Origin of the sequence: Nostoc sp. FACHB-280 (assembly GCF_014697615.1) — a bacterium.
In the GTDB taxonomy this organism is placed as follows: Bacteria; Cyanobacteriota; Cyanobacteriia; order Cyanobacteriales; family Nostocaceae; genus Nostoc_B.
In genome coordinates this window covers 1-10,178 of the sequence record NZ_JACJSD010000095.1, presented here as the reverse complement: position 1 = coordinate 10,178, position 10,178 = coordinate 1, and the positions used below count along the sequence as shown (strand labels likewise).

At 40.3% G+C, this 10,178-nt stretch carries 11 protein-coding genes and 1 pseudogene; 5 read left to right on the top strand and 7 right to left on the bottom strand.

What is annotated here, in order from left to right; translation table 11 throughout:
* Nucleotides 1-211 precede the first annotated feature (211 nt).
* Nucleotides 212-625: a hypothetical protein gene (locus H6G75_RS32165; RefSeq protein ID WP_242051725.1), complete on the bottom strand. Its 414-nt coding sequence runs from the start codon at nt 623-625 to the stop codon at nt 212-214.
* A gap of 158 nt (nt 626-783) precedes the next feature.
* Between H6G75_RS32165 and H6G75_RS32160 the strand changes: the two genes are divergently transcribed.
* Entirely contained in the window at nt 784-1,587 is an 804-nt protein-coding gene (locus H6G75_RS32160) for an SDR family NAD(P)-dependent oxidoreductase (protein WP_190983913.1), read from the top strand.
* A 108-nt stretch (nt 1,588-1,695) separates the two neighbouring features.
* Here H6G75_RS32160 and H6G75_RS32155 read toward each other — a convergent pair whose 3' ends face one another.
* The 3 genes from H6G75_RS32155 to H6G75_RS32145 all read right to left on the bottom strand — a co-directional run bounded on the left by H6G75_RS32155 (nt 1,696) and on the right by H6G75_RS32145 (nt 2,825).
* Nucleotides 1,696-2,196 carry a DUF1772 domain-containing protein gene (locus tag H6G75_RS32155; RefSeq protein WP_190983912.1) on the bottom strand — a complete coding sequence of 167 codons (501 nt, stop codon included), beginning with the start codon at nt 2,194-2,196 and terminating at the stop codon, nt 1,696-1,698.
* 102 nt (nt 2,197-2,298) lie between these two features.
* A complete protein-coding gene (locus tag H6G75_RS32150; protein WP_199338109.1) occupies nt 2,299-2,580 on the bottom strand; it encodes a hypothetical protein in 282 nt (93 codons plus the stop codon).
* A complete protein-coding gene (locus H6G75_RS32145) occupies nt 2,559-2,825 on the bottom strand; it encodes a hypothetical protein (protein ID WP_242051724.1) in 267 nt (88 codons plus the stop codon). The genes H6G75_RS32150 and H6G75_RS32145 overlap by 22 nt, the downstream gene beginning before the upstream one ends.
* Before the next feature lie 84 nt (nt 2,826-2,909).
* On the opposite strand from H6G75_RS32145, the gene H6G75_RS32140 reads away from it, so the two are divergent.
* Nucleotides 2,910-6,767, top strand: a complete 3,858-nt coding sequence (locus H6G75_RS32140) for a hypothetical protein (protein ID WP_190983911.1) — start codon at nt 2,910-2,912, stop codon at nt 6,765-6,767.
* Nucleotides 6,768-6,858: 91 nt separating this feature from the next.
* Here the strand turns inward: H6G75_RS32140 and H6G75_RS32135 are convergent, their stop codons facing one another.
* Together H6G75_RS32135 and H6G75_RS32130 are read right to left on the bottom strand one after the other, a co-directional pair.
* Entirely contained in the window at nt 6,859-7,800 is a 942-nt protein-coding gene (locus tag H6G75_RS32135) for a hypothetical protein (RefSeq protein ID WP_190983910.1), read from the bottom strand.
* A gap of 18 nt (nt 7,801-7,818) precedes the next feature.
* Nucleotides 7,819-8,160 (bottom strand): helix-turn-helix transcriptional regulator, encoded by a 342-nt coding sequence (locus tag H6G75_RS32130; protein ID WP_190983909.1) that lies wholly within the window; start codon nt 8,158-8,160, stop codon nt 7,819-7,821.
* Between the two features lie 262 nt (nt 8,161-8,422).
* On the opposite strand from H6G75_RS32130, the gene H6G75_RS32125 reads away from it, so the two are divergent.
* From H6G75_RS32125 to H6G75_RS32115, 3 genes are all read left to right on the top strand, one after another.
* Nucleotides 8,423-9,361, top strand: a complete 939-nt coding sequence (locus H6G75_RS32125; RefSeq protein ID WP_190983908.1) for a hypothetical protein — start codon at nt 8,423-8,425, stop codon at nt 9,359-9,361.
* Nucleotides 9,362-9,496: 135 nt separating this feature from the next.
* The gene (locus H6G75_RS32120) at nt 9,497-9,820 is read left to right on the top strand and encodes a hypothetical protein (RefSeq protein ID WP_190983907.1); all 324 of its coding nucleotides are present in this window, start codon (nt 9,497-9,499) and stop codon (nt 9,818-9,820) included.
* Nucleotides 9,813-10,010: a hypothetical protein gene (locus H6G75_RS32115; protein WP_190983906.1), complete on the top strand. Its 198-nt coding sequence runs from the start codon at nt 9,813-9,815 to the stop codon at nt 10,008-10,010. Before H6G75_RS32120 ends, H6G75_RS32115 begins: the two co-directional genes overlap by 8 nt.
* 65 nt (nt 10,011-10,075) lie before the next feature.
* Here the strand turns inward: H6G75_RS32115 and H6G75_RS32110 are convergent.
* Nucleotides 10,076-10,178: pseudogene (locus H6G75_RS32110) on the bottom strand (IS5/IS1182 family transposase); the annotation flags it as partial.

Genomic DNA, 10,178 nt, shown 5'->3' with positions numbered 1-10,178 from the left:
TAAAATTCAGGGCTTAGTTTTGTACACAGTTTATTAAATGCCAGCTATAAAATCTTTGCCAGCAGTTTTCTATACAATTAATCATCCCTGAATTGCTTAGTTAAAGATAGTCGGGAAACTACCCATTCTTTACCCATCTTTTTCTAGGTAGTCATTTAACAAAGTCTTAAGATTTGTAGATATCTTGACTCTGCAACCTTGTCTAAATCACTTATTCGCCATCCCTAACTTCGAGTTGATACATTCGCATTGAAGGATATTCGCCCATCATCCGCCAACAGTATGCTTCAGGTAATGGCGATACCCTAGAACCACAGCGATAAAGAAAAACTGGCTCACCCCGGCGCATTGCTTTCTTCAACATCTGCTCTAAACTCGGCTCTAGTTGATCTCCGTTGTACCAAATGATATGCGACTTGCCATAATACCCCGCATTCAGCAAGCTGGCAAACAGCCATTCCATAATCGGCTGAATCTGAACAAGCTCTAGTCCACTTCCCGTTTGCCCATAGCTTTCAATCGTCGGTTGGGATGGTTTGGGTTTTAAGAAATTCAAGATTTTCATAGTCATGGGCATCGCAACTATTCTTAAGATTCCCACTTCAATTGATGTGATTAACAACATTGGTTAGGTCAATTGCAAGGCTGATTTTGATTTTGTGTATCATGCCAAACCAAGGGTAGTTGTTCTATTTGAAACGTTTAGTGTAAAGTTCATAATCCTCAAAACGTAGCTTTACGCTCAGACTTGTCTCCTCAATCCTTCAATCAAAGGTGAAAATTATGACAGCAAAAGCAACCTATCAGTTTGCAGGTAAGACTATCTTAATTACTGGTGGTGCGGGCGATATTGCGAAGGCAACTGCACATCGTTTTGCCGCTCATGGTGCAGGTGTAGTGCTGTTAGATGTAAATGAACCCAAGATGGTAGATGTGGCTGAGGAGCTAAAAGATTACAACGTTCCTGTCGGCATCTTTCGCTGTGATGTGACATCTGCTGATGATGTTACCAAAACCTTTAGTGATGCTTTTGAGCAATTTAGGCGAATTGATTATGTATTCAATAATGCAGGTTATCAAGGACTTTTTGCTAAAACAGATGAATATCCATTAGATGACTTTCAAAAGGTGATCAACATTAACATTTTTGGTGTTTTCCACATTCTGAAGATGGCTGCACAGCACTTGCGTTCTGGCGGTGGAGGTGCGATCGTTAACATGGCTAGTTATGCAGGCGTAGTCGGGCCACCGAATATGTTAGCTTATGCTGCTTCCAAGTTTGCAGTGATTGGAATGACTCAGACAGCAGCCAAAGACTTAGCCCCTTACGGCATCCGGGTAAATGCTCTGTCTCCGGCGCTTATCGGCCCTGGTTATATGTGGACGAGGCAAACACAATTGCAAGCGGCTGTTGGTTCTCAGTACTTTGATGCTGACCCGGAGGTAGTTGAGCAACAGATGATTAATTCAGTGCCAATGCACCGCTTAGGAACTTTGGCCGAGGTCGCAAATGGAGTTGCATTTCTGATGAGTGATGAAGCAAGTTACATAACTGGCTTTAACTTGGAGCTTACTGGTGGTCAATAGCGATTTCCCTATAGTGAGCAAAAGTTAAATCGTTTCACACATCTCCTGCACCTGCTGACACTCCTGCGGGTAGCTAACAGGTTCAACCATCACCAGCCTGAATCAACATCACAACTGATGAGAATGAGTAGCTTTTCGTTTTGATGTTTCAACTAGCACAGAAATTACAAGTAAACTGAACCCGATTATTTTGATCAAAGCATTGGCTGCGTGTGCATACTCCCATTGGTTACGGTATCTTGTCCAGTTCGGTGGCACAGGATTGGTCAACCACGTTGCAAATTCCGCATTCATGGGCGCAACAAATATTATCCAACTCACAATAGCTAATACTAATGCAATCGCTGCGCCCAACGTCCAATAAAATGTTACGCCACGTTTACGGACGAGAAACGCTAACACAACTGCTGCAATCACCGAACCAATTTCAAAGGCTGCGCCAACTGAGCCAAAATAACGATAAACATTTTCAAACACTGTCACTCTCACCCAGAGTTGTTGGTCAAATTGCATCCGGCGCGGCAATTCCAACAAATGTGCTATGGACAAGCCCAGGCTAAATGAAGCCAGCATAATTGTAATAAATCGCCACAATCGCATCAGTGTCATTTAGCTGTGCCTCACAGTGATTGCTATCTGATTTCAACGTAAATAAAGATAAAATTTGATGCGCCTATCAAGTGGCAGAAAATCAGGCTCAGATTTAGTAGATTATTTCGTTTCCAGTTCGGACTCCAGCAAGCCCAACACTTTCTCCTCCAAATCCGTTAAATAAAACCGCTTCAGCTTCCCCAACGACTCCAAAAACCTCTGCACCGACTCCTCCAGTTCAGTAGAATACACCCGATTGATGCGATCGCATATCAGCTGCATCTGTTCGCATTCAACAGGCAAGTAATCATACGATTTGAGATGCTGTACCCCAACCGTCAATTCACCATCCCAAGTTTTCTCAGTACAGCTAAAATCGCTTACTTGACTGACAATTGCCAAACAGCCGCCCTACCCCTGAGTTCTGGATTATCCTTGGTTAAGATTTGACAGACCTCACCGACTTGGTAGGTGTTGAGGACTTTGGTACGCTCCATAATTTTTTGCACTGCATCTTTGACAACACGACCTGTAGGCACTTTACCACCAGCTTCTTCCACTGCCTGCTGCCACACTTCTTGCTGTTGTTGAGTTTCTAGCTTAGTGAGAGGTCGAACTTGTCCTTCTGCCGTCGGTAAAATGTCCACAATTTGTGGACATTTTTTGAAAAACACCCACACTAGTTAAATAAGCTACAATTTGCATTAAAGTCAAAAACAACAAATAATTGCATGATTTTCGGTGTCTCTCCGTCTCAGATTGAGAAATTAAATAGTGAGCAGCTTGTTGAACTACTGAAAAAATTACTACACGCCGAAGCACAACGCTCAGGTATAAGTTTAAGAGGAGTTTCAGTACCCCTTCAGATTACTGTTCCAGACGGAGGAGAGGATGCAAGAATTTCGTGGACTGGAGGTTTTGAACAAACAGATTATCTACCTTCTAGGTTTTGCATATTTCAAGCTAAAGCTACCGATCCAAAACCAGCAGGTTGGAAGAAAGAAGTTTGGACAAAAGATAGTTGGAAAAAAGGCAATAAACCAAAATTGAATGAAGCAGTTGAAAAGGCTATCACAGAAAATGGGTCTTACATAGGTTTTACTACTGCTGTGTTGATTAGCTCTAAGTATGATGACAGAATTAACGGCATCCAGCAGGGTATTCGAGAAGCTGGTGCTGATCCTAATCAATTAAAAGCTATTGAAATTTATGATGCAAATAAGATTTCTCATTGGGTATCACTATATCCTGCGATCGCAGTCTGGCTTAATGAAAAACAATCGGGGCTTAGTTTACAAGGCTTTCAAACAGTTGAAACATGGGGGCGCAAAGCTGAAATCATATCTATTTCACGAGTCGAAGACAAAGCAAGCCGTTTTTTTATTGGAAGCGAGAGTATTACTGATAACTCGCTTACTTTCGATAAAGTAAAAGAGCGGATTGCAGACTTCCTAGCTGATTCCCAAAAATCGATCAGAGTAATTGGCTCATCAGGTGTAGGAAAAACTCGGCTTGTATATGAGGTAGTGAGAGATGAAGCTACCACAGGGAAGATTGCATTAAGGACATCTACAATTTATTGTGATTTTAGGGACATTGGCAGTCAGATATTTCAAATAGCTCAGAGCATTGCTGAGTCCAAAAATTCTGCACTCATGATTGTAGATGAATGTCCACGCGATACTGCTGCTAAACTTTGTGAAATTGTCACGTCTCAAGGTAGCAACCTTAAAGTTATTACAATTGGTAATGATACCCAACGTATTGAAAAAGATAACTGCCTAAATATTTCTGTTACTCCTGCTGATGATGATCTTATTGAGGGGATTATTCGGCAAAGATACCCATATGCTGATTACTCAGATGTTAACTTTATTCAAAAGATAAGTGCTGGCTATCCACGTATTGCAGTATTAGCTACAAATAATTATTCAGAAGGATTACCAATCCTTAAATCTATTGAAGATGTCGTAGAACGCATTCTTACAGGTTGTGGCATAAATCGGCCCGAACAAATTCGAGCAATTGAGTGCCTTGCATTATTCAAACAGTTAGGTGCGGATGAAAACATCAGTGATGAAATTGATTTTGTTGCTGAAAATTTAGCCAGACAAACTGGTGATGAAATGTATGAACATTTAGCTTATGCAGCAAAACAAAATCTTCTAGATTATCGTAACTATTATTTTGCATTGCAACTTCAACCTATAGTTGCTTTCCTGGGTACAAGGCGATTAGACTTCCTCCGGGCGAAAACCATCATTAACTTTATAGAAAATGCACCTCCAACGCTACGCACATCTTTTTTAAGTCAATGGCGTTATTTTGATAGTTCAAAAACAGCTTTTACAGTTGCTCAAAGACTTTTAGCAATAGATAATTGGTGTGGTTCACTAGAAAAATTAAAAACCGATATTGGCTCTCAGTGTTTAAATGCCATAGTGCATATCGATCCTGACGGTGTTGCCAATGTAATCGATAAAATATATAGGAATTTATCCATAGATGACTTACAGAAAGCAGTAACGAGAGAACAGGATTTTGTGCAAGTTTTGGCAATACTTGTTTCTAGAAAAAGATATTTTTATACAGTTGCACCGCTACTTATGCGATTAGCTGTGGTCGAAAATAACGCTCAGTTCAAAAATGCTACTAATCGATTCAAGCAACTGTTTCAACTACGTCTAAGTGAAACTGAAGTTGAACCTTATGATAGATTTTTAGTTCTTGAACAAGGCATATTATCTGGCAATGAAAGAATTATATCTATTTGTATTGAAGCACTAGAAAATACACTTAAAATAAATTACTGGACTGGTTTAGGTATCTTTGGGGATATCGGGATTCAATCTCCCCTAAAAGAATGGATACCAAAAGTACAAGAGGAAGTGTTTGAATTTCATCGAAATGGCATTAAAAAGCTCAATTATATACGATCTCAACATCAAAAATTTGCAATTCGATGTGAAAATATTATTGCGAAAGCAATTCGCTCACTCCTTTGGGAAAATTTATTTAATGACCTTGAAGGTATTTTACATAAAATTACTAAAGAGAAGGAAATTTGGCTTGAAGGTATTAAGGGGGTTGGTGATTGGCTTTATTTCGATAGCACAAAAGCATCAGAAGAGTTTTCGCAAAAAGTAAGAAACCTTTACGAGCAGTTATTACCAACTAATCCAATTCAAAAAGCACTGCTCTATACTAAATTTTGGCACTCGCATATTCGCAATCCTGATATAAAATACGAACCAGGAAATAACTCTACTCACGATTTTGAATATTCTGCTAGAAAAGCTAGGGAAACTGCTGCTGAAATTGCAGTAGATAAAGAACTTACAAAGCGTGCTATTCAAACAATGATTAAGGAAGAACTGAATAATATCTTTCCGTTCACTCATGAATTAGCCATGAAATTAGAAGATCCAGTAGAGTCCTTTCAGTTTGCCGTTAACGAATTTGAAGTATCTCCTGAGAAAAAAGGGTTTAATTTTATACGTGGATTGCTGTCTGGTATTGATCTGAAAGATCCTAATGCTGCAAATGAGTGCATTGCTATCGCTCTTAAATCTAACTCTCTCAAGCATGAAAAAGTTAATATTTATAGATCGGTTGGTATTTCAGTTAAAAGATTAGACGAAATAGTTCAAAGTGTAAGAGAAAAAAGTATTTCTGCAACAGATTGTCGATTTTTTTCTTATGGGCAAGGACTAAACAGGCTTAACCCTGAAGACATCATTCCTTTAATTGATGAACTAACCAATAATCACGGTGCAGAAGGCTTGTGGTCATCTCTCGAAATTATTTCAATGTATCAAGCCAATAGAGACAAACTAAACATTGAAATTGCCAAACGAATTAAAGAAGTAATCGACTCTCAAGAACTTATTACTCATACAATTGCAATGACACAAGATGGATTTTTATTAGAGCAGATTATTTTACTAATTCAACAACACTATGGGATTGAAGATGACTTTGCAATCAGCATTATTAATCAAATCATAAACATATGTAAAACTTGTGACTATCGAATAGTAGATTCGCTAGATAATAATTTGCGAACTATTATTTGCTTGCTAGTTAAAGAAAAGCCGCTAATTTTGTGGCAAAAAATATCACAATTCTTTGAAATCGCAACTCCAATGGAGATGTATTGCTTAGAAGCTTTTATTGGGACTCCTAGACACTCTGTTGATGAAGAAATTCATAATAAACAAGGTTCATTGTTCGGTGTTCCTCATGATGAATGTGTAAAATGGGCTAAAATTAATCCAAAAATTCGTGCATCATTCTTGTGTGTATTTTATCCTCTTCTGGAAAAAGATGAAGCAGGCAATTATAGATGGCATTTAGCTATGCAAAATCTTACTTATGAGTTTGGGGCTTATGCAGAATTTCGTGTAGCCTTGGAAAACCGCTTTTGTCCTAAAATGTGGTTTGGATCTATAATTCCTTACCTTGAAGCATATTTAGTACCGTTACAAACATGGTTTCAACATCAAATCCCTGAAATATCTGTGTGGGCAAGAGAAGTATATACTTCACTAGAAAGACAAATAACTACAGAGTGTAATATTGAAGAATAAAGTTTATAGATAATATTTTTACTCCACGGAAAAAATATTATTTTGATTCTTAAGCAGAAATATTACATGAATCATTGGCAATCTTGCTACATTAATTGCTCATCTCTAGCTCTAACAAACTCAACAATTTTTCCTCTAACTGGGTCAAATAAGCCCGCCTCAGCTTCCCCAAAGACTCCAGAAACCTCTGCACCGACTCCTCCAACTCACTCGAATACACCCGATTGATGCGCTCGCATATCTGCTGCATCTGCTGACATTCATCAGGCTGATAGTTGAATGACTTCAAATACTGCACCCCTACCGTAAGTTTACAATCCCAAGTTTTTACAGTGCAACTGAATTCGCCAACATGAGTCACAAGACCCCAACAGCCGCCCTTGCCCCGCAAATCAGGATTATCCTTGACTAAAATTTGGCAAACTTCACCAATTTGGTAACTGTTGGGTACTTGGGTACTCTCCATTATCCTTTGCACGACATCTTTAACAATGCGTCCTGACGGCACTTTGCCCTTGGCTTCTTGCACTGCGGTCTGCCATGCTTCTTGCTGTTGTTGGGGTTCAAGCTTTGCCAGAGGGCGCACTTGTACTTCTGATGTGGGCAAAATTTGGGAACTAATAGTTCCCATTTCTTCTGCTTGTTCATTTTGGGAACTATTAGTTCCCATTTTTATATTGTCAACTATCACTGAACCAGCTATTAGATAGTTCACATGACGGTAAGTATAGCTAAACCTATCCTTACAGTATTCCTCAAATGTGCGATGAGTCGATCTGTACAATCTGCGATCGCGCAATTCCATCAATGCTTTGCCTGCCTCAAAAAATGCTCTTTCAACTCTGCGTTCAAGATGCAAGCGATCACTTTGCTCTTCTGGGGTAAGTTCAGGGACTTCAACGGTAGTAATCTCGATAGTTGCAGTGGCAGGATATTCTGAATCTAAGATTTGTTTCTGAGAATTGACTGATGAGATATCCTCAGCAGATTGAACAGAGGTGGATTTTTTACGCTTACGAGATAAGTTATTCATGAATCCACCTCTAAGCACTTATGCCGTTTTTCTTTCAAGTGGAAAAACTAACCCCACTGATTTCTTCTTAGTTGAAGACTTGGCATTTTGTTTGGTATTGTCTGCAACCTCAATATTAGGTTGTTCAGAACTTATGGCTTCTGGTTGCCCATCATTATCTGGTGTATATTCCAGTAAATCTCCAGGTAGGCAGCCTAACGCTTTACAAAAACGGTCAAAAGCATCCAATGTCAGAGAGGAGACCCTACCCTGTTCAATCTTCTGGATATTTTGAACGCTGTAACCCGTTATTCTCGCCAAGTCATTTTGGGATATTCCTCTTGCTTCTCTGACTTTTTTGAGCGTAATTAACACTGCCATATCCCTAACTCATACTCCTGATAGTATCACTACTAGTAGTTGTGGTGCTTGTTTTTGTGTATCTACTAGTAATATAAAAACCTAATAGATAACGATAAGTTGTATTACTAAGACTAATAGAAAAACTAGCAGTTGCATACTCTCTATTACTAGTAGTAGTGATACTATTAATAGTAGAAAAGCGAAAACAAAAAGCGACCGACTGAGCCTGACAAACTTCCGCGATCGCCTTTTGTCCCACATATTCATGGAGATTCCCATCATGCCACAGATCGCCCCCGCCCAGCAACCGCCCGTCCGTTGCGCCCTACCGCACCTCAAAAGAATTGCTGCCCCCGACGAACAAGCGATTACTCAAGACGAACTGAACAAGTATGTTGCGGAGCAAGCTGAAGCCATAGCTCCAGAAGAATTAACAGTAACAGAAATCAACCCCCACCATTTCGAGATTTTTGCTGGTAAACAATTAATCGCGTACATCAGCTACGACAGCAGTGAGTTCGTCACCCAGCCTTGGGTAGTGATGGTAAATGGTAACGAAATCTTCCGACACAACACCCAAGCTCGATGCTTCCGTTACATCGAATGGCATTACAAAGACGGGACACTACCGTTACCCTTACCCGCACCAGCACAGTTTCCAGAAGTCCCCACAATTACCGAAATCTCCTTCTACGACCAAGAGGCATTCGCAGGTGAGCAGTTGGTAGCCAGTGTGAGCTACGACCACGAGAATTACCAAGATTTGTACTGGTGTGTGCTGGTGAACAACAGCGAGATTTTTCGAGACACTACACCCCAAAGATGCCACAGTTACATTAAACAGCAGTACCAGCAAGGCACTTTACCAGTACAACAAGCATTTGAAGAACCATGCACCACAGGAAATGAAATCATGGTGCAGATTTTCAATGCTTGTGAACAGCACGGTTTGGAACTGCTGGATGACGGGATTTATACCAGTGATGGCGAGAAACTGGGCGAAATCGGGTTTACAGACGGTCACTGGTGGTTCATCCGGGCTGCTTCAGAAGGGCAGAAGGTAGCGTGTGAATCGGTGGATGAAGCCGTGCGAATGCTGTTGGTGGTTGAAGTTTTGGATTGGGATGAATTGTTAAACAGACCATTTGACCAACTCAGCCAACAGGAATGGCGGCTTTTGATGGAATTTGAGCCAGTGCAGGAATTAGTTGCAGTGTAAGGAAAGAGTGGGCTTTTATACCCACTAACTTTATCCAATGATTTACCAGTTCCAAATATAACCACCTGCAATTGGGGCAAGCCTCAGTAATTGTGTCCCAATTGCTCACCAATCCTCTTATCCATTAGCAAATTTATGCAACCCACCATCAGCATTCCAAGTGACTGGGATTACCCCAGATTCATATTCGGGCAGCGTACACAACAAGGCATAGTCATCGGTTTAGAGTACAAGCCTGCTGGAACACAGTTAGCACACGAGTACGGTAATTCTTGGCGTTATACGGTACTTCCTGATAAGCATTCAGATGAAGTTCGCCATTACTCTGATGACCAACTCCAAACGCTTTCTGTCGCAGAAATACAAGCACAATTACAAGCAGAGATTGACGAACATCAACAGCAAATCAAAGCACTGCAACAGCAGTTGGCAGTAATTGGAGGGTCAAACGATGGCTAAAGTTTTCGATCCTTACATTGAGAGAACTGCTGCTAGATTGCTGCGATCGCTGCGTGGTTCTGGTGGCTCTATGCCTTTGCATCGTGTTCAGTTTTCACAGACTATCATTCAGCATTTGTTGGACAAGAAACAGGCACAAATAAAAAACACCGGACATGGATTTGTACTGTCAGTTATTAAGCAGTTTTAGTTTCAGATAGAAGGAGCAAAATCAATGGATTTACCAGATTTAGAGACCATTTATAAAGTAAATCTTTAGACGGCTAGACGACGTAACATAATACGAGTCATAACGGCATATATAGCAGCTTCACTCATTTCAGGAAGACGTTCGTAATCCTTACTCAAACGATGGTAC

Excerpts from the sequence above, each read along its gene's own strand:
- H6G75_RS32140 (WP_190983911.1), top strand. The coding sequence starts at position 2,910 with ATGATTTTCGGTGTCTCTCCGTCTCAGATTGAGAAATTAAATAGTGAG.
- H6G75_RS32165 (WP_242051725.1), bottom strand. The coding sequence starts at position 625 with ATGTTGTTAATCACATCAATTGAAGTGGGAATCTTAAGAATAGTTGCG.
- H6G75_RS32115 (WP_190983906.1), top strand. The coding sequence starts at position 9,813 with ATGGCTAAAGTTTTCGATCCTTACATTGAGAGAACTGCTGCTAGATTG.
- H6G75_RS32160 (WP_190983913.1), top strand. The coding sequence starts at position 784 with ATGACAGCAAAAGCAACCTATCAGTTTGCAGGTAAGACTATCTTAATT.
- H6G75_RS32130 (WP_190983909.1), bottom strand. The coding sequence starts at position 8,160 with ATGGCAGTGTTAATTACGCTCAAAAAAGTCAGAGAAGCAAGAGGAATA.
- H6G75_RS32125 (WP_190983908.1), top strand. The coding sequence starts at position 8,423 with ATGCCACAGATCGCCCCCGCCCAGCAACCGCCCGTCCGTTGCGCCCTA.
- H6G75_RS32120 (WP_190983907.1), top strand. The coding sequence starts at position 9,497 with ATGCAACCCACCATCAGCATTCCAAGTGACTGGGATTACCCCAGATTC.
- H6G75_RS32155 (WP_190983912.1), bottom strand. The coding sequence starts at position 2,196 with ATGACACTGATGCGATTGTGGCGATTTATTACAATTATGCTGGCTTCA.
- H6G75_RS32135 (WP_190983910.1), bottom strand. The coding sequence starts at position 7,800 with ATGAATAACTTATCTCGTAAGCGTAAAAAATCCACCTCTGTTCAATCT.